This window comes from Sphingopyxis macrogoltabida (assembly GCF_001307295.1).
In the GTDB taxonomy this organism is placed as follows: Bacteria; Pseudomonadota; Alphaproteobacteria; order Sphingomonadales; family Sphingomonadaceae; genus Sphingopyxis; species Sphingopyxis macrogoltabida_B.
In genome coordinates this window covers 4,024,103-4,044,166 of sequence record NZ_CP012700.1, presented here as the reverse complement: position 1 = coordinate 4,044,166, position 20,064 = coordinate 4,024,103, and the positions used below count along the sequence as shown (strand labels likewise).

At 66.8% G+C, this 20,064-nt stretch carries 12 protein-coding genes; 7 read left to right on the top strand and 5 right to left on the bottom strand.

The genetic code is table 11. The features are described from left to right. The first annotated feature begins 130 nt into the window (after positions 1-130). From AN936_RS18745 to AN936_RS18730, 4 genes are all read left to right on the top strand, one after another. A complete protein-coding gene (locus AN936_RS18745; protein ID WP_173585675.1) occupies positions 131-2,287 on the top strand; it encodes an acylase in 2,157 nt (718 codons plus the stop codon). 98 nt (positions 2,288-2,385) lie between these two features. Then, the gene (locus AN936_RS18740; RefSeq protein ID WP_054589406.1) at positions 2,386-5,271 is read left to right on the top strand and encodes a M16 family metallopeptidase; all 2,886 of its coding nucleotides are present in this window, start codon (positions 2,386-2,388) and stop codon (positions 5,269-5,271) included. Between the two features lie 25 nt (positions 5,272-5,296). Continuing rightward, a complete protein-coding gene (locus AN936_RS18735; protein ID WP_054589405.1) occupies positions 5,297-5,599 on the top strand; it encodes a hypothetical protein in 303 nt (100 codons plus the stop codon). A gap of 177 nt (positions 5,600-5,776) precedes the next feature. Then, positions 5,777-7,015 (top strand): multidrug effflux MFS transporter, encoded by a 1,239-nt coding sequence (locus AN936_RS18730; RefSeq protein ID WP_234715635.1) that lies wholly within the window; start codon positions 5,777-5,779, stop codon positions 7,013-7,015. Between the two features lie 65 nt (positions 7,016-7,080). Here the strand turns inward: AN936_RS18730 and AN936_RS18725 are convergent, their stop codons facing one another. The 5 genes from AN936_RS18725 to AN936_RS18705 all read right to left on the bottom strand — a co-directional run bounded on the left by AN936_RS18725 (position 7,081) and on the right by AN936_RS18705 (position 17,982). Beyond that, complete coding sequence (locus AN936_RS18725) at positions 7,081-8,646, bottom strand: amino acid permease (RefSeq protein ID WP_054589403.1); 1,566 nt, start codon at positions 8,644-8,646, stop codon at positions 7,081-7,083. Positions 8,647-8,761: 115 nt separating this feature from the next. Beyond that, positions 8,762-10,936, bottom strand: a complete 2,175-nt coding sequence (gene pbpC, locus AN936_RS18720) for a penicillin-binding protein 1C (protein ID WP_054589402.1) — start codon at positions 10,934-10,936, stop codon at positions 8,762-8,764. A gap of 230 nt (positions 10,937-11,166) precedes the next feature. Next, positions 11,167-17,010 (bottom strand): MG2 domain-containing protein, encoded by a 5,844-nt coding sequence (locus tag AN936_RS18715; RefSeq protein WP_084758536.1) that lies wholly within the window; start codon positions 17,008-17,010, stop codon positions 11,167-11,169. 259 nt (positions 17,011-17,269) lie between these two features. Further along, positions 17,270-17,647, bottom strand: a complete 378-nt coding sequence (locus tag AN936_RS18710) for a histidine triad nucleotide-binding protein (RefSeq protein WP_054589401.1) — start codon at positions 17,645-17,647, stop codon at positions 17,270-17,272. Positions 17,648-17,661: 14 nt separating this feature from the next. After that, complete coding sequence (locus tag AN936_RS18705; RefSeq protein WP_173585691.1) at positions 17,662-17,982, bottom strand: phosphoribosyl-ATP diphosphatase; 321 nt, start codon at positions 17,980-17,982, stop codon at positions 17,662-17,664. Between the two features lie 91 nt (positions 17,983-18,073). Here AN936_RS18705 and ung point away from each other — a divergent pair, with 91 nt between their 5' ends. The 3 genes from ung to AN936_RS18690 are packed head-to-tail and all read left to right on the top strand — an operon-like array spanning position 18,074 to position 19,997. Next, on the top strand, positions 18,074-18,787 hold the full coding sequence (gene ung, locus AN936_RS18700; protein ID WP_054589399.1) for a uracil-DNA glycosylase: 714 nt from the start codon (positions 18,074-18,076) through the stop codon (positions 18,785-18,787). Further along, positions 18,784-19,542 carry a sulfite exporter TauE/SafE family protein gene (locus tag AN936_RS18695; RefSeq protein WP_054589398.1) on the top strand — a complete coding sequence of 253 codons (759 nt, stop codon included), beginning with the start codon at positions 18,784-18,786 and terminating at the stop codon, positions 19,540-19,542. Before ung ends, AN936_RS18695 begins: the two co-directional genes overlap by 4 nt. Beyond that, positions 19,539-19,997 carry a YaiI/YqxD family protein gene (locus tag AN936_RS18690; protein WP_054589397.1) on the top strand — a complete coding sequence of 153 codons (459 nt, stop codon included), beginning with the start codon at positions 19,539-19,541 and terminating at the stop codon, positions 19,995-19,997. Before AN936_RS18695 ends, AN936_RS18690 begins: the two co-directional genes overlap by 4 nt. The last annotated feature ends 67 nt before the right edge of the window (positions 19,998-20,064 follow it).

Here is a 20,064-nt window from a genome sequence, read left to right as displayed (position 1 = left end):
GATGCTGCCTGCATAGCGGGACCGGCCCGCCGCGCAAACCGCACTCGACGAACGACAGCCGCTTGCCATCCGACGACAGGGTCGCCACACAGGCGCGATTTTGAAACATGCCCCGACGGGAGAATGGACCATGCTGCGACGGGCTTTGCTGGCTTTGCTGTTGCTGCTTGTCGTCGGGGCGGCATCGCTCGCTTTCTGGGAGCCGCTGACCGCCAGCGCGCCGCCGGCACCGACCTACAAGCCCGCCGATGTCCGGATCGCGCGCGACAAGTTCGGCGTCCCTCATATCTTCGGCAAGACCGATGCCGATGTCGCATACGGCGTCGCTTATGCGCATGCCGAGGATGATTTTTCGACCTTGCAGGAAGTGCTCGCGATGACGCGGGGCCGCGCGGGCGCGATGCTCGGCGAGGATGGCGCCAAGGTCGATTATGCCGCGGCGCTGCTGGATATCCGGGCAACGACGGCGCGCGACTGGCCGCGGCTGCCGGAGGATGTGAAAAAGCTCTTCACCGCCTATGCGGCGGGGCTCAACCATTATGCCGACAAGCATCCGGGCGAGGTACGGCTGTCGGGGCTGTTCCCGGTGACCGGCGAGGATGTGGTTGCGGGTTTCGTGCTGCGTTCGCCCTTCTTCTTCGGGCTCGATTCGGTGCTCGGATCGCTCGTCGGCGATACGCCGATCGGTCGCGAGGGCGGCCCGGAGCTCGACGCGACAGGCAAGCTGGTGCCGCGCGAGCTGACGCCGGTCGGCACCGATCCCGCCGATAACGGATCGAACGGTATGGCGGTTGCGCCCGCGCGGTCGACCGACGGCGCGACGCGGCTGGTCTCGAATTCGCACCAGCCATGGACCGGTGGAGTCGCCTGGTACGAACTCGTCGTCCATTCGGAAGAGGGCTGGGATTTCGCCGGCGCGAATTTCCCCGGCTCGCCCTATCCCTTCCTCGGCCACAATAAATATCTCGGCTGGACGAATACGGTGAACCGGCCCGACCTGATCGACGTCTACCAGCTTGTTCTCGATGGCGAGGGCAAGAATTACCGCTTCGACGGCAAATGGCTGCCGCTCGAGGAAAGGCGCATCTGGTTGAAGGTGAAGTTCGGGCCGTTCGTCCTGCCGGTGCCGCGCACCATCTGGCGTTCGGTTCACGGACCGGTGATCAAAAATGCCAAAGGGGCGTTCGCGATCCGCTACGCGGGGCAGGACCAGGCGAATATGGTCACCCAATATTACCGGCTGAACAAGGCGAAGAATTTCGCCGAGTGGCGCGCTGCGATGGCGGGGCAGGGCGTGCCCGCGACCAATTTCATCTATGCCGACGCCGCGGGCAATATCGGCATGTTCTATAATGCGATGTTCCCCGACCGGCCGGCGGGATACAACTGGCGCGGCGTCCTGCCCGGCGACACCTCGGCGGACATCTGGACGAAGACGCTGCCGTTCGACCGCGTCCCCGCGCTGGTCAATCCGCGTTCGGGCTATGTGATGAACGCCAACAACACGCCGTGGGTCGCGGCCGGGCCGGGCGACGAACTCGACGCCGCCGCCTTTTCGCCTTTGCTCGGCATCGAGGACGACATGACCAATCGCGCCGCGCGGCTGATCGACCTGTTCGAGGCATCGGGGCAGATCGACGAGGCGCGGCTGAAGGCGATCAAATATGACACCAGCTATGCGAAGACCGGCTATGCCAAGGCGTGGATCGACCGCATCCTCGCGCTCGACGTCAAGGGCGATCCGGCGCTCGTCGAGGCGCAGCGGCTGCTCGGCAAATGGGACTGGAACCTCGACGGCAAGGGCCACGGCGATGCGCTCGCGCTGATGCTGCTCCGCCCCGCGAACGGCAGCCATTATCAGCGCCGTGCCGAGCCCGATCCGCTGACGACATTGAAGGAGGTCGTCGCGCATTTGCAGGATCATTTCGCGGGTCTCGACCCCAAGCTCGGTACGGTGCTGCGGCTGCGCCATGGCGAGGGACCGCACCGCGTCGACCTGCCGCTCGACGGCGGTAACGACACCGTCCGCGCCTCGACCTTGTGGGACGAAGAGCCCGACGGGCGGCTGAAGGTGCGCCACGGCGACAGCTTCATCATGTTCGTGACTTGGGACAGGGCGGGGCGCGTCCGCTCCGAATCGATCCAGCCCTTCGGCGCCGCAACGACGCGGCCGGACAGTTCGCATTACAACGATCAGGCGCCGTTGTTCGTGGCGCACAAGCTGAAGCCGGTGCTGTTCGACCCGGCGGCGCTGAAGGCCAGCGGTGCGCGCTTCTATCGGCCTTGAAAGGCGCATTCCGCTGTCCTAAACCGCTGATACAGTACCTTTCCGGCGCAACGCCGCGCGCTGGCAATCCCCTGCCTCGCGTCTTCAAGAGGATGTCCATGTCCCGTTTTCCCCGCCTCGCTATCGCCCTTGCGCTTTCGACCTCGCTCGTCGCCGCGGGGCCCGCGCTCGCCAAATCGAAGGCCGCCGCGCCGGCGCCGATCGCCGACCTCGTGAAGGCGGTCGATATCCCCTATCAGAGCTTCACGCTCGACAACGGCCTCCGGGTCATCGTGCACGAGGACAGGAAGGCGCCCGTCGTCGCGGTGTCGGTGTGGTACCGCGTCGGGTCGAAGCACGAGCCGAAGGGCAAGACGGGCTTTGCGCACCTGTTCGAGCATTTGATGTTCAACGGGTCGGAAAATGCGCCCGGCGATTTCTTCGAGCCGCTGCAACAGGTCGGCGCGACCGACAGCAACGGGACGACCAATGTTGACCGCACCAACTATTTCGAGACGGTGCCGACCGGTGCGCTCGACCGCGCGCTGTTCCTCGAAAGCGACCGCATGGGGCATCTGCTCGGCGCGGTGACGCAGGAAAAGCTCGATAATCAGCGCGGCGTCGTCCAGAACGAAAAGCGCCAGGGCGACAACAATCCCTATGGCCTGCTGCGCTACGAGATTTTCGAGAATCTCTTTCCGACCGGCCACCCCTATCATCACAGCACGATCGGCTCGATGGCCGACCTCGACGCGGCGAGCCTCGCCGATGTGAAGAAATGGTTCACCGACAATTACGGCCCGAACAATGCGGTGCTCGTGCTCGCCGGCGACGTCGATCTTGCGACCGCGAAAAAGAAGGTGGCCGAATGGTTCGGCGATATTCCGCGCGGGCCGGCGGTGCAGGCGCCGAAGACGTCGGTCCCCAGCCTGCCCGCGCCGCTCGCCAAGGAGGTCAAGGACCTTATCCCGACGACGCGCCTCTACCGCATGTGGGCGATCCCCGGACTCAACGATCCCGAGGCGGTGCCGTTGCAGATGGCGATGGGCGTGCTCGGCGGCCTGTCGTCGTCGCGGCTCGACAACGCGCTCGTCCGCAAGGATCCGGTCGCGGTTGCGGTCGCCGCTTATGCCCAGTCGTTCGAGGATGCCGGCATCCTGATCGTCCAGGCCGACGTCAAGGACGGGGTCGACCCCGCGCATGTTGCGAAACGGCTCGACGAGGAAATCGCCGCCTATCTGGCGAGCGGCCCGACCGCCGACGAACTGCAGCGCACTGCCGCCAGCTATCTCGGCGGCACGATTTCGGGGCTCGAAGCGGTCGGCGGGTTCGGCGGCAAGGCGGTGACGCTGGCCGAGGGCGCGCTCTATTCGAACGATCCCGCCTATTACAAGGTCGAGCTCGACCGGATGGCGAAGGCGACGCCCGAACAGGTGAAGGCGGTTGCGAACAAATGGCTGTCGCGTCCGGCCTTTTCGCTGACCTATACGCCGGGCGAGCGTACCGAGGGCGGCGAAGCGCGTGGTGGCGCGGTGACGGCGGGCAAGATCGCCGCCGCCGTCGAGCCCGACCGCTACTGGAACGCCGCGCTTGGCGATGTCGGCCCCGACACCGGGATCGGCGATGCGACGTCGATCGCCGACCGGTCGCAATTGCCTGCGGTCGCCGAGCTGAAGGCGCTCGATTTCCCGGCGATCGAACGGACGAAGCTCAAAAACGGGATCGAAGTCGTGTTCGCGCGACGCGCGACGGTACCGACGGTCAACGTCGCGGTGAGCTTCGACGCCGGCTATGCCGCTGATCCGCATAATGCTCTCGGCACCCAGTCGCTGATGCTGAGCTTGATGGACGAGGGCACGACCAGTCTCGATTCGATCGCTTTCGCCGAAGCGAAGGAGCGCCTCGGCGCGCAGATCGACGGATCGGCGAACGCCGACGAGACGGTGTTCAGCTTGTTCGCGCTCAAGCCCAACCTCGGCGCCTCGCTGAGCCTGCTCGCCGATTATATCCGCAACCCGGCGTTCGACGCGAAGGAACTGGAGCGCGTCCGCGCGCAACAGCTCAACCGGCTGAAGGCCGAGATGAACAATCCGAACGCGATCGCTTCGCGGGTGCTCATGCCGGTGCTGTACGGTGCGGATCATCCCTATGGCATCCCGCCGTCGGGGCTCGGCGATGCCAAGTCGGTGGCGGCTGCGACCCGCGACCAGCTTGCGGCCTTTCATTCGACATGGGTCCGTCCCGATACGGCGCGGATCTTCGTCGTCGGCGACACGACGCTCGCCGAGGTGAAGAAGCAGCTCGACGCGAGCTTCGGGGCATGGAAGGCGCCGGCAACGGCGAAGCCGGTCAAACATTTCGACATCGCGATCCCGGCGCCGAAACCGCGTATCCTGCTGTTCGACCGCCCCAAGTCGCCGCAGTCGGTGATCCTCGCGGGCAAGGTGCTCGACGCCAAGGGCGGCGACAAGCTCGAGGTGCTGCAATCGGCGAACGATATCTTCGGCGGCAACTTCCTGTCGCGCTTCAACACCAATTTGCGCGAGACCAAGGGCTGGTCCTACGGCGTGCGCAGCCGCATCTCGGGCGAGCAGGACCGCGTGAACTGGGTGGCGGCGGCGCCGGTCCAGGCCGACCGCACCGGCGATTCGATCCGCGAGCTGCAAAAGGACCTCAAAAGCTTCCTCGGCGACAACGGCGTGACGAAGGAGGAACTCGAGCGCACGATCAACGGCAGCGTTCGCGAACTGCCCGGCAGCTTCGAAACCTCGGGCGACGTGCTCGGCGGCCTGAGGGCGATCGTCAAATACGGGCGCGCCGACGATTATTACGAGACATTGCCCGCAACCTATGAAGCGATGACTGCGGCCGAGATCGACGTCGCGGCGCGCAAGGCGCTCAGCACCGACGATCTCGTCTATGTCGTCGTCGGCGATGCCGCCGTGGTCAAACCGCAGCTTGACGGATTGGGTCTGGCGGTGGAAACGGTGCCTCCAGCTAATTAACATTTGTTTCAGTAGGAGAGATAGGATGGCCCAAGTTGACGGCAGCTACGATTGCGTGACCAAGTCGCCGATGGGCGACCAGAAGTCGGTGTTCACCGTGACCAGCGACGGCGACAGCTTCACCGGGCAGAATGCCGGTGCGATGGGTTCGCTCGATGTTGAGAACGGCAAGGTCGATGGCAACAAGCTGACCTGGACGATGAACATGAAGGTGCCGATGCCGATGACGCTCGAATGCGAAGCGACGATCGACGGCGACGCGCTGACCGGCACGATCAAGGCGGGCGCCTTCGGTTCGATGGCGATGACCGGCACCCGCCAGGGCTGATTGCCGGGACGATTTGCAGAAGGGCCGTCCTGCCGCGTGCGGGGCGGCTCTTCTGTTTTGGGCCGCCACATACAGCTTTGTCTTTTTCATTGAATAGCATTGCCAATCGATACCGGAGGCATGCGGGGGCTATCCAAAGCAGCGGCATAGGCGCATAGCGCCGCTGCAATGCACAAAATGACTCAGTCTTCGCAGCGGTCGGGTCTCCCGGGCGATCGTGAAATGGTGTTCATGATGGCGATGGTCATGGCGCTCAACGCGCTCGCCATCGATGCGATGCTCCCCGCGTTGCCCGCAATCGGTGCGACGCTCGGGGTGACTGTCGCAAACGACCGCCAGTTCGTCATTTCGATCTATCTGCTCGGCACCGCGATAGGCTCGCTGGTCTACGGCCCGCTCGCCGACCGCTTCGGCCGCAAGGGCGTGCTCGTCCCGGCGCTCGTCGCCTATACGGTCTTTGCGATCGGTTGCGGTCTTGCGACCAGCTTTCCGATGCTGCTTGCGCTGCGTTTCGCGCACGGGATGGTCAGCGCCGCGCTGGGGGTGATCGTCGTCGCGGTGATTCGCGACTTGTTCGCGGGCGATGCGATGGCAAAGCGCATGTCGCTCATCTTTCTCGTCTTCATGATCGTCCCGGTCATCGCGCCGACGCTCGGGGCCGGGGTGGCGGCGATCGCCGGCTGGCGCTGGATCTTCCTCGTGCTCGCCGTGATGGGCGTCGTCATGCTCGTCTGGCTGCGCCGCCTGCCCGAGACGCTGGCGGCGGAGGACGTCCGTCCGCTCGACTGGCGGACGCTGATCGCCGGCTGGGCGACGGTGACCCGCCACCGGCGGGCGACGGGCTATATGATCGCTGCGGGGGTGATGCAGGGCGCCTTGTTCGGTTACCTCAACAGCAGCGAACAGATCATCGCCGAAGTGTTCGGTTCGCGCGCGCTCTTCCCGCTTGTCTTCGCCTGCGTCGCGATCGGCATCGCGATCGCCAATTTCTCCAACGCCGCGATCGTCGAGCGCTTCGGGACGCGGCGCGTTTCGCAGACGGCGGTATTTGCGTTCATGGCGACATCGCTCGCCCAGATCGCCGCCGCCCTGAGCGGCGTCGAAACGCTGGCGATGTTCACCGTGCTGATGATGGTCAATGTCGGCCTGATCGGCTTTATCGGCAGCAATTTCGGGTCGATCGCAATGGAGGATTTCGGGCATATGGCCGGCGTTGCGTCCTCCTATCAAAGCTTTGCCAGGACGCTGCTCGCGGCGAGCGCGGGGGCGCTGATCGGTCAGCAATATGACGGTTCGACGCTGCCGCTGGCCTATGCCTTTGTCTCCTGCGCGGTGGCCGGCCTGCTGCTGGTGCTGTGGGCCGAGCGCGGCAAATTGTTCACCCGTCCGGGAACCGCGCCGAAAACGCCCTTCTGACCGACAAGAAAAAGGGCCGTCGCAGCCGGTGCTGCGACGGCCCCTGAACTTTCCCGGAGCGATCTTTATTCGTGGATCGGCGCGGTGGGTTCCAGATCGTCCTCGTGCAGTTCCACGATCCCGCGGCCGAGATGGCTGCGGCTGCGGCTATAAGTGAAATAGATCACGAGACCGAGGATGCCCCAAAGGGGCAGCACCAGCATCGCGTCGAGCGGCAGGTTGAAGAAGAGGAAGATCGTGCCGGCGATGGTAAGCGGTCCCACCAGCCAGAGCGCCGGGGTGCGGAACGCGCGCGGTGCGTCGGCGGCGGTCTTGCGCAGGATCATCACCGCGATGGCAACCATCATGAACGCATAAAGCGTGCCGGCGTTGGCGATGTCGGCGAGCTTGCCGACCGGCAGGAAGGCCGCGGCGAACGCGACGACGATGCCGGTGACCGCGGTGATCACGTGCGGCGTCTTCCACTTCGGGTGCACCTTGCTCCACGATTCGGGCAGCAGGCCGTCGCGGCTCATCACGAAGGCGATGCGGGTCTGGCCGAACAGCAGGATCAGGATGACCGACGGCAGCGCGACGAAGGCGGCGATGCCGAGCATGTTGCCGACGCCCGACCAGCCGATCTGGCGCAGCACATGGGCCAGCGCCTCGTTCGAGCAGACGAGCGGCAGATTGTCCTCGGCAAAGGTCGCGCACTGGCGCGCCAGTTCTTCGGACCCGGCGGGGAAGGGGATGCCGTTCGGGCCCATGATCGGCTGGCCGCCGATCGTGCCTACCGCGCCTGCGGCGACGAGAATGTAGAAAACGGTACAGAACAGCAGCGACCCGATCAGCCCGATCGGAACGTTGCGCTGCGGATTCTTGGTTTCCTCGGCGGCGGTCGAAACCGCATCGAAGCCGACATAGGCGAAGAAGATCGTCGCCGCGGCGCCGATCGCGCCGATGCCCGAGCCGAAACCGCCGAAGACGCCGGCGGGCAGGAAGGGGTTGAACTTGTCGGTCGAGAATTGATCGCTCGGCAGCGTCAGCAGGATGAAGGCCGAGAGCGCGGTGACCTTGATCGTCACGAGGACCGCGTTGAAGCGCGCGCTTTCGGTGGTGCCGATCATCAGCAGCCAGGTCATCAGCAGCGCGATGACGACGGCGGGCAGGTTGATGAAACCGCCCTCGATCCCGCCGAGCGCCAGCGGCGCGCCGGCGAGGAAGGATGGCAATTGTATCCCGAGGAACTGGTTCAATATCGTGCCGGAGAAATAGCCGGACCAGCCCACCGACACCGCCGACGCGGCGACGGCATATTCGAGGACCAGCGCCCAGCCGACGGTCCAGGCGAGAATCTCGCCCATCGTCGAATAGGTATAGGTGTAAGCGGACCCGGCGACCGGGATCATCGCCGCGATTTCGGCGTAGCAGAGCGCGGCGACGACGCAGATCAGACCGGCGATGGCAAAAGCGAGCATCAAGCCGGGGCCGGCCTTTTGCGCGCCGGCGGCGGTGAGCACGAAGATGCCGGTACCGATGACGCAGCCGATGCCGAACAACATCAGCTGAAAGGCACCCAATGTACGCGGAAGTGACTTCTTCTCCGCGGCCGCCAAGATGGCGGCGAGCGGTTTGACGCGACCAAATATCATGTGTGTATCCCCTTGTGGGCGTCCCTGGACCGGCGCCCCTCTCCTGACCGGGCAGACTAGCCGCTCGCCCGGACAGCGCAACTTAATTTCGCTAGGCCTATCGTGCCTATCGCACCTATCGCACCGTGAAGCGGACGCGGTCGATCGTGCGTCCGCCGGGATCGACGAGGGTCAGGATATGGACGCCGGGGCGCGGCAGGAGCTGCAGCCCGGCATCGGCGTCGCCCGCCGGCTTTTTGTCGAGGATCAGCCGGTAACCGGCGACCGCGCCGCTGACGGTGACCGCCAGCCGTTGCCGGTCGATCGGGATATCGGGGTCGAGCGCATAGACGCTGCCGCTGAGCGGACTGGTGATGCGTGGACGGCGCGCCACCTCGGGTGCGGCGGCCATTTCGGTCTGCGCGGTGCCTCGGATAAAATATTCGCGGCGCGGCGGCTCGCGGGTGCCGGGAAGGCTGATCTGGCGGGCTTCGACGCCATCGGGCATCGTTGGCGGCTTGCCCGGCCGGTCGGCGTGAAGCGCGAGCATGACGTCGCGCCACACCGGCGCGGCGCCCGAGGTGCCCGACACGGCGCGCATCGAATCGCCCTCGAGATTGCCGACCCAGACCGCAACGGTGAAGCGGTCGGACCAGCCGATGCACCAATTGTCGCGCATGGCCTTCGACGTGCCGGTCTTGGCGGCGGCCCAGAAGGGGAGACGGAGCGCGCTGTCGGCGCCGAAGGCGTCGGCGCGCGCGGTTGCGTCGGCGAGGATGTCGCCGACGATGAAGGCGGCGGCGGGGCTGACAATCTGGCGTTCGTCCTGCGGCGCTTTGCCGGGCGTAAAATGCACCGGCGACCAGCGCCCCGCGTTCGCGAAGGTGCGGAAGGCATTAGCCTGTTCCACCAGCGAAACTTCGGCCGATCCGAGCGCGAGGCTGAAGCCGTAATATTCGCCGTCTTCGACGAGGCCGTGGTAGCCGAGGGCCCAGAGGCGGTCGCGGAACTCCTGGACGTCGTCGATGACGAGCGTGCGCACCGCGGGAACGTTCAGCGAGGAAGCGAGCGCGTTGCGGACGCTGACCGGCCCCTTGAAGCTGCGGTCGTAATTCTTGGGAACGTAGAGCCCTGAAGCAGTGTCTAGCTGGACCGGGCTGTCGTCGAGGATCGACGCCGCGGTGAGCCAGCCATGTTCGATCACCTGCGCATAGAGATGCGGTTTCAGCGTCGAGCCCGCCTGCCGCCGCGCGTTGGCGCCATCGACCGCCGCCGCGGTCGATTTGAGACCGACGCCGCCGACATAGGCAATGACGTCGCCGGTGGCATTGTCGAGCACGACGACCGCGCCGTCGCGGACGCGGTCGGAGCCGAGACCGGCAAGCTGGCGGCGTAGCGCGACGATCGCCGCCGTCTGGATCCGGCGGTCGATCGTTGTCGTGACGCGCTTGCCGGGTTTGTCGAGCAGGCGGACGGCGAGGTGCGGAGCGAGCGCCGGGTCGAACTGCGCGGCGCGCTCGCCCGAGACGAGCGTCGCCGCCGCGGTGCGGATCGCGCTGCAATCCTTTGCCTTGACGGCGCGGCAGGCGCGGCGGCCGAGCGCTTCGGCGCCCGCGGCGGGATCGGGGAGCAGTCCGGCGAACAGCGCCGCGTCGGTGCGCGTCATGGCGGCGGGCCGCTTGCCGAACAGGCTGCGTGCGCCAGCGCCGATCCCCTGCGCCTCGCCGCGCAAGGGGACGAGGTTGAAATAGGCCTCGAGCATCTGGTCGCGCGTCCAGCCCGACGCGAGCGCCTGTCCGGCGCGCATCTGACGGATCTTGGTGCGCCAGTCGCGCTTGCCCGGCTGCGCGAGGCCGGGGTCAATAAAGGCGGCAAGCTGCATCGGCAAGGTCGAGGCGCCGCGCGAGCGATCGCCGGTTCCCCCGATCTTGAAGCGTGCGCGAACTGCGCTGGCGACCGCGAGCCAGTCGACGCCGCCGTGCGACCAGAAGCGCCGGTCCTCGCTTTGCACTACGGCGTCGCGGACGGCGGGGCTGATGTCCTGCAGCGGCACCCACGCGAGGCGGCGTCGTTCGAAGTTGACGCGCTCGCTGTCGAGCAGGCGGCCGTCGCGGTCGTAGAGCCACGCTTCGCTGGACTGCCAGTTCGCGCGGACGCTTTCGTAGGCGGGCATCGCGGGCGGACGGGTGAGGAGGTGGGCGACGGTGACGAGGATCAGCGCGGCGAGCGCGAGCCAGGCAAGGGCGTCGAACCAGCGGCGTTTGCGTGGAGAATGCCCGCTACCCTGAACCTGCTCAACCAACCTCGTCATGCTGAACTTGTTTCAGCATCCATGGCCCGGCTTTGCCTCCAACGCCGGGCGGGTCGCGAGGACAGGCCATGGACCCTGAAACAAGTTCAGGGTGACGAAATCTGGATATTCGGGGTTCCCCGTGATTCCCGTTCGTGTCGAGCGAAGTCGAGGCACGCCAAGGGCGTGCGCCGCCGATGGGCATCTCGACTTCGCTCGACGCAAATGGACAATGAGGGGGCGTCTATTCATTACGACCCCACATTCGCCACCGTCACCGGGGTGTTCGGCCACTGGCCGCGGATCGCGGGCGAGTACATCGCCTCGACGCGGGTCGGCGGCAGCGAGAAGCGGCCCGAGCCATTGAGTCGGACGACATATTCGACGGCATGGGTGCCCGCGGGCATCCAGCCGAAATAGCCGCGCCAGCTATCCTTGCCGCGTTCGACATAGCTCGGCTGCGCGCCCGATCCGCTCGCCTGCTGGCCAAGCATTTCGGACTGGCCGCCGAGGTTGCCGACGATCGTCGCGCCCGGCGGGACCGGATCGTTGATGACGACCCATGTCCGCCCGGCCGCAGCAACGACCTCGATGCGGATCTTCACCACATCGCCGCGCGTCAGCCGGTCCTTGTTCGCCGCCTTGACGATGCTCATCGAGCGCTTGATCCGGTAGCCGGCGTTGAGCGGCTCCTTGAGCGGTACCGCGGCCTTGACGCTGACCGTCGCCCATGGCGCGCCGGTGCCTTCATGGCTGAGGCTCATCGTCGCCGCGGCGAGCGCGACACGCAGCGGCGAGGGCGCCTCGGCGGGCAGCGGCCAGCTTTGTGACGCGCTGTTCCCCGCGAGGGCGATATTGGTGACGCCGGTGATCGCGCTTGCCGGATAAAGCTCGGCGAAGCGGCGGACGGTGGTGGCGCCCCATGCGTTGGCGGGGGTGGTGTCCCAATGCCCCTTGCGCTGGCGCTGCGCCACGCCGACCATCAGCTTGCCGGCGTCGTCTTCCCAGCCCTGACGGCCGAGCACGGCTTCGAGCGCCTTGACCGCCATTTCGTCGCCGCTGGTCATCATCCACCAAGGCGCGCGCGCGTCGTCGACAAGGTCGAGGCGCGTGCCTTCGTAGACGAGCCGCTTGCGAAGCTCGGCTTCGGCGGCGGTGCGCAGGCCGGCGGCGTTCCGCACGCCGGGCGTCTTTTCGAGCGCGACGAGCCAGTCGGCGAGCGTGCCGGTGGCCATGTCGACTGGCGCGACGTCGATCGCCGCGACGAGCGCGGGGCTCGACGCATTGTTGCGCGCGAGCGCCGCCAAGGCCGCGATGCGGACCGGGCGGATGTCGTAAGGGCCATAGCCCTTGCGCGTCAGCCGCCCGTCGACGACCGCCTGCAGCGCCTTGATCATCTTCGCTTTCGACGCCTCGGGGATCGCGTAACCGTTTGCCGCCGTGATCGCGAGGACATAGGCGGTGAGTTCCGCCGAGCCTTCGAGCCGGTCGTTCGGCCAGTAGCGGAGCAGCCCGTCGTCATCGAGATAGGTCGGCATTGCGCCCGCGAGTGCCTGCCAGCGGCCGATATCCCCCAAGGCGATGGCGCGCGATGTCGACTGCTCGAAGCAATTATAGGGATAGATCGCCATATAATCGCGCACCCCCGACAGCGGCGGCGCGAGCGTGCCGGCGAGCGCGACGTCGACATAGCCGCCGGGCAGGGCGCCCGCCGGGATGGCGATCGGCAGCGTCGTCGCGGGGCCGACACGGAACAGGCTGGCGGCCCAGGTTTCGACCGGCACCGCGGGTTCGACGACCTGCTGCGCGACGAGGCGGTCGCGCTGCTTGCCGTTCTTCGACACTGCCTCGACCGTCCATTCGATCGGGCCGGTCTGTTCCGGCGCGGTCATCGACCAGCTGATCGGCACTGCGCCGCCCGCTGGAATGGTAACCGTCAGCGGCGGCGCGGTCGCGACCGCGGGCGACAGCGTCGCGCTGGCGGTGACCGTCATCGCCTGATCGGTGCCGTTGCGCAGCGTGAAGCGCGCGTCATAGCTGTCGCCGGTGCGGACGAGTTCGGGCATGCCGGCGAAGACCGACAGATCCTGCACGGTGCGCACGCTGGTCGACCCGGTGCCGAAATATTGCGATCCGTCGGTCGCGATCGCGACGAGGCGGAAGCCCGACAGATTGTCGGACAGCGGCACATCGACGAGCGCGCGGCCCTTGCTGTCGAGCGGGACATTGCCCTTCCACAGCAGCACGGGGCGGAAATCCTCGCGGGTCAGTCCCGAAAGGTCGCCGCCACCGCCGCCGCCGGGTTCGAGCGCCTTGCGGCCATAATGGCGCTTGCCGACCACCTGCATCTGCGCGGTCGAGGTCAGCACGTCGAGTGTGCGTTCGCCCATCATCGCGTCGAGGACGTCCCAGCTTTCGTTCGGGGCAAGCTGGAGCAGCGCCTCGTCGACCGCGGCGAAGGCGACATCGGCGTTGGCGGGCGCCTTGCCGTTCGGCGTCTTGACCTCGATCGCGACCTTTGCGGTTTCGCGGACGGCGTATTTTTCCTTGTCGGCCTTGACCTTGACGCCGAGCTGATGGCCTTCCCAGCCGACCTTGATGCGCGCGACGCCCATCCGGTAGCTCGGCTTGGCGAGGTCGACGAGCGCGGTCGGGGGGGCGCCCTCGCTATTCTCGATCTTGAAGCCGACCGCGCGTTTCATCTTGCGGAACCAGCTTTCGCCGCCGGTCACGCGCCCGCGTACCGCCATCACCGAGACATAGACGTCGGGCGCGTAGGTGGCGGGCAGCTTGACCTTGACCACCGGGTTGGTGCCCTTGAGCGGCACGACGAAGCTCGACAGCACGCCCTCGCGTTCGACGGTGACGAGCGCGGTCGCCTCGCGGAACGGCATGCGGACCTGGAAGCTGGCGGTATCGCCCGCCACGTAGCGCGGCTGTTCGGCGATCACGTCCATACGGTCGCCATTGTCGCCGCCGAACCACCAGTCGTCGTCGCCCGCGAGCCAGACCGAACGCACCGCGCGCGCTTCGTTGCCGTCGGCATCCTGGGTCGTCGCGACGACGGTCACCTCGCCCGAGACGCCGGGCGCCATCGCGCAGCTCGCGCGGCCGAGCTTGTCGGTCGTCGCCGAACAATTGGCGGCGAGCCGGGTCGTCCGCATCTGGTTGTCATAGGCATAGAAGCCGCCGATCAGGCGGCGCCGCGCGGTGATGATCTCGCGGTTGTAGACCGCGACCTGGACGCGCTGGCCGCGGATCGGCTTGCCGTCCAGATCGAGCGCGATGAAATTGAGCCGGAGGTCGTTGTCGCGCATCAACCAGCCGTCGGTCTTGAGGCCGAGGCGGACGGCGGACGGGAAGAGGGTGATGCGACGGCTGGCGGTCAGCGTTTCGCCATTGGCATCCTCATAATCCATTTCGGCCGCCATCACCGTCGGTTCGGTAATCGGCTGGTCGACTGCGACGTTGGCGGTTGCGGTGCCATTGGCGTCGAGCAACAGCGGCACCGAGCGCGCGAGCGGCATCTCGGCACCGGGTTCGTCGCCGCTGTCGTCGAGCTGGACGGTGCCTTCCTTCACCGGCTGGCCGTCGAAATCCCAGTCCTTATAATCCTCGGGCGGCGACCAGCTCGGGCGGAAATTGGTGCGTAGTTCGACCGGCAGGCTCGCGGCAGGGCCGCCCGAGAGATAGCTGACGAACAGCGACAATGGCACCGCGGTCGGGCGCACCGGCGCCATTTTGGGGCCGGTCACCGTCGCCTTCATCGTCGGCAGGCGATATTCGTCGACCTTGACCGACTGGTTCGACCAGATCGTCTTGTCCTCGCCATCCTTGTCCTTGGTGACGAAGACGAGCTCATAATCGCCCATCGGCGCCGAGGCCGGGACGTTCCATGTCGTTTCGCCGCTGCCGGTCGCCGCAATGCTGAACGGCATCTCGAATTCGGTGTCCGATCCGCGGTGGACGAGGCGGAGCTTGCCCGCCAGCGGCTCGGGGGTCTTGAAGCCGGTGCCGACCGGGCGGCGCAGCAGATGCTTCATATGGACGGTCTCGCCCGCCTTGACGAGCGCGCGGTCGAAGACGGTGTGGAGGATATCCTCGCGGTCCGACCAGCCGTAAGGAAGGTCGAAGTCATAGGGGCGGATGCCATTGCCCCAGTCGGTGAGGGTGAAGCTGAAATCATCGCCGCTGCGCGCGGTGACCATCAGCGCATGGCCTTCGCTGCTGTTCGGATCGGGATCGTCCTCGCAGCTCGAATAGGTTTCGGGCTGCGGCAGCCCGTTCGGGAAGGCGAGACGGCCCGACTTGTCGGCGGTGCCGCGTGCGAGCAGGCGGCCGGTGCAGCTATCCGAAACGCGGATTTCGGCGCCCGCGACGGGGAGGCCGGTATCGAGCGAGGTGACCCAGGCGAGCGAGGCTTCGCGGCCCCATTTGAAATGCACCGCCATGTTGGTCACCAGCGCCGCGGTCGCGACATAGCGCGTCGCCTTGCGGCCGAGCAGTGCCGCGCCGAGTTCGGGGCTGGCGATCTCGACGACGTGGAAACCCTTTTCCGACAAGGGTATACCGACGACCTCGAACTCCTTGCCGCCCGCGGGGGGCGAGAGCTGGAGGTCGCGGCGTTCGCCGCCCGCCGGCGCGCCGTTGAATACCGATTTGGTGCCGGTATAGTTGACCGTCACTTCCTTGCCGGTGCGGTCCTTTTCCTCGCGATAATCGGTATCGTCGGCGTCATCGACGCGCTTCAGCCAGCGCGCGATCGCGGCATCGTCGTCGCCGACCTTGAGCGCGGTGGCGGGCATCTTTAGGTTCGCCTGGACGAGCGACGATTCGACCCCGCGCACGGTGACCGGCAGTACGCCGCCCTCGCTCGCTTCCAATATGCCGAACTCGGCGGCGAATTTGACCAGCGGCGGCGCGCGGTCGATGTGGAATTTGAGCGGGAAGTTCGACTGGTTCTGCAAGCGTCGGCCGCTCTGGTCGGTGACATCGGCGGGCAGGGTCAGCGTCGCGTCGACATTCTGCGGCAGCGGGCCGATGAAGCGGACCTGCGTCAGATACGCATCATTCTTGTCGTCGTCATCGACCTTCGGGATCAGCCGCTTGCCGTCGGCGGTGGAGAGCGTCGCGGCGAGTGCGGTCTCGCGCGCGACCGGCGAGGCGAAGCTCAGCGTCACGTCCTTGATCGGGTTGCAGCCCGCCTGCGGATTGACGCGGCTGCACGACATCTTGGCGGTAAAGGCGGGACGGATGTCATAGTCGAAGCGCTGGTCGCGCCCCGCGGTGCGGCTCGGGACGCCAGCCTGCGAAATGCGCGCGTCCCAGACGAGCGCCATGTCGCGGCCGGGGGGCAGCGGGCGGCGGCACTTGACCGGCACGACGCGGTCGAGCGCCGCCTCGCGATCGGCGCCCGCGGCAGGTAGGCGCAGCGGCAGGCCGGCGTCATAGGCGAAGGACTGGCGCGACCAGTTGTTGTCGCCGAGCCCGGTCAGGATTTCGGTTGCGGTCTCGCGCGGCAGGACGTCGAGCGGAATCTTCTCGCCGATCCCGTCGACGGCGCAATAGCCGAAGCGGCCGACCGAGGCGCGGTCGGCGGCGACATTGGTCGCGACGAGGAAGATCTGGTCCTCCTCGATCCCGTCGTAGATGCCGCCCGCGAGCACAGCACGCGCCGACGGGCCGCCGGTGTCGAGCGCGAAGCGGTCGTTGCCGCCGACCGCGACGCCGCGCGCGGTGGTGAGGTCGGAGCGAAGCTGGACGTGGCAGCTCAGTCCGCCGGGCAGCGGCTTTTCGAATTCGAGCACCCAGGTGCGCGTGTCGACCCAGCGGCCGTCGGCGGGGAGTTTGCAATCGTTGGTCGCGGGGGCCTTGGCGCGGGGGTCGCCGAGCGGCACCATGTCTTCGGAAAAGCGCAGCGTGAAGCGGGTAATCGTGCCGTCGCCGGTGCCCGAACTGCCGGGCGCAGCGAGGGTGACCTGCGGGACGGTATCGGCGGCCGCGGTCGCCGCCATCGCGAGGCTCAGGGGGATGATGAGCGCCAGTTTCGCCTTGCCGGCCAGCCGCTCCGCCAGCGCGCGCCATCCCGTCTTCATCGCACCGTCTCCCCGCTTTGACATGCGCGACTATCCTGCTGGAAACAGGGACAAGAGTCCACCGCGCATCGCGCACGCTTAGTCTTATCTGCGCGCGGCGCTGTGACCGCGATCATAGACAGGCGGAAAAGTCGGAAGATGCGCGGCACAGGATCCCCAATATTCTTCATCCCGAACTTGATCCGGGATCCAGACACGGTGGGTCGAATGGACCCCGGATCAAGTCCGGGGTGACGAGTAGGAGAGGGTTGCCGTCAGCTTAGCGGACAAGCATCGGCCCGAGCGGCTGTCCGGCGAAAAGATGGACGTGGAGATGCGGGACTTCCTGCCCGCTGTGCGGCCCGACGTTGGCGAGCAGGCGGTAGCCGGGGACGACGAGGCCATTGTCGCGTGCGACGGTGCCGACCGCGCGGACGAAGCCCGCAATTTCCGCTTCGCTTGCGCGCTGCGAAAAATCGTCCCAACTCACATAGGGTCCCTTGGGGATTACGAGGATGTGTATCGGCGCCTGCGGGTTGATGTCGTGGAAGGCAAGCGCATGCTCGTCTTCATAGACGGTCTTTGACGGCAGTTCGCCGCGCAGGATGCGCGCGAAGATATTATTGTCGTCATAGGGAAGCGTCGCGTCAATCGCCATGAAGGATACTCCTGTTATCGCGCGCGGCTGGCTTTTTCGGCGTGACCCGAGGTGCCGTGGCGCCGGGCGAGCTCGGCGGCGACGTCGCCCCAGGCGATGCCGCGGTCGGCGAGCAGCACGGTGAGGTGGAAGATCAGGTCGGCCGCCTCGCCGGTCAGCGCCGCATCGTCCTCGGTGAGCGCGGCGATGACGGTCTCGGTCGCTTCCTCGCCCAGTTTCTGCGCGATCTTGCCACGGCCTTTGGCGGCAAGGCTGGCGACATAGGAGGCGCCCGCATCGTTCGCGGCGAGCCGTTCCTTCACCACCGCTTCGAGCTGCGCGAGCGCGCCGCCGATATCCTGTGCCATGCCCCGATCCTTTCGGGAGCGTGCCTAGCCGCCCAATAGCCGCTGGACAAGGCGTGGCGGCTCCGGTCAAAGGGCGCGCATGGCCGAGGTCAAACTCCATCCCGACTGGCTCGCCCGTATCGGCGGCGAGTTCGAACAGCCCTATATGGCGGCGCTCAAGCAATTTCTCGCGGACGAGCGGGCAAAGGGCAAGGCGATCTATCCGCGCCCGCGCGACTGGTTTGCCGCGCTCGACGCGACCCCGCCGCACGATGTGCGCGTCGTGATCCTCGGGCAGGATCCCTATCACGGGCCGGGGCAGGCGCACGGCCTGTGCTTTTCGGTCCAGCCGGGGGTGCGCACCCCGCCGAGCCTCCTCAACATCTACAAGGAGATGGAAAGCGACCTCGGCATCGCCCGCGCCCGCCATGGATATCTCAAGCATTGGGCCGACCAGGGCGTGCTGCTGCTCAACAATTGCCTGACCGTCGAGGCGGGACAGGCGGCGTCGCATCAGGGCAAGGGTTGGGAGAAGTTCACCGACGCTGCGGTCGCGGCGGTCGCGGCCGACCCGGCGCCGAAGGTCTTCATCCTGTGGGGCAGCCATGCGCAGAAGAAAGCGGCGAACGTACCGGGGCTGGGGGCGGGGAGCCCGCACCTGATCCTGCGTGCGCCGCATCCGTCGCCGCTGTCGGCGCACAACGGCTTTTTCGGGTCGCGGCCGTTCAGTCAGGCCAATGCCTTTCTGGAAGCGCATGGGCGCGGCGCGATCGACTGGCGGCTTCCCGACGACCCCGGGCACGCCCCGGGATGAGCATTTTGGCCGACCCGGCGACGCTCGCGGTCCTGATCATCGCGGTGGTTCTGGTCGGCATGGCAAAGGGCGGGCTTGCCGGGGTCGGCGCGCTTGCGACGCCGCTGGTCGCGCTCGTCCTCCCGCCTGCAACCGCGGCGGCGATCCTGCTGCCGATCCTGATCGTGCAGGATGTGATCAGCGTCTGGTCGTTCCGCCATACGTGGGACGGCTGGATCATCGGCTGGATGCTGCCCGGCGCGGCCGCCGGCATTGCGGTCGGCTGGTATTATGCCGAGCGGGTGAACGAGGGGCAGTTGATGATGGCGCTCGGCGCAATCACGCTGGCGTTCGGCGTTTATCGGCTGTGGGTCGAACGCGGCGGGCGGATCGTCGCGCCGTCGACGTCGCCCGGCTGGGTCGGCACGATCTTCGGCGGCATCATGGGGCTGACCAGCCAGATCGCGCATGCCGGCGGACCGCCGTTCCAGATGTGGGTCACGCCGCGCAAGCTGCCGCACCTGACCTTCATCGGCACCAGCGCGATCCTATTCGCAATCGTCAACTGGATGAAGGTGCCCGCCTATCTCGCGCTCGGCGCCTTTCCGCACGAGGTGGTCGTCGCGGCGCTGCTGCTGATGCCGCTCGCGATCGTGTCGACGCTGGTCACGGTGCGCTGGATGAAACGGATGAACCCCGCGCGTTTCTATGTGCTCATCTATGTTTTGATGGTGCTGCTCGGCGCGAAGCTGCTCTGGGACGGGGTGTCGGCATGAGCGCGATCCGGATATTGGTCGATGCCGATGCCTGCCCGGTGAAGGACGAGGTCTATCGCGTCGCGTGGCGGCACGAGGTCGCGGTGACGATCGTCAGCAACAGCCGGCTGCGCGTCCCCGACCACCCGCTGATCGAGCGGGTCGTCGTCTCCGACGGCTTTGACGCCGCCGACGACTGGATCGTCGAAGCGGCCGATGCGCGGAGCATCGTGATCACCTCGGACATCCTGCTCGCCGACCGGGCGCTCAAAGCCGGCGCGACGGTGCTGGCGCCGACGGGCAAGCCGTTCACGCTCGCCTCGATCGGCCCCGCGATCGCGACGCGCGCGATCATGGCCGACCTGCGCGCCGGGGGCGACCAGATCGGCGGCCCGCCGGCCTTTTCGAAAGCCGATCGCTCGCAATTTTTGCAGGCGCTCGACGCCGCGCTCGTCCGCCTGAAGCGCCAGGCGTAATTTCTTCCGTTTCTTTCCAAGGCTTTGTGAAATTGTTTCGCGCCAGTGACGGCGATCACCGCCGCGC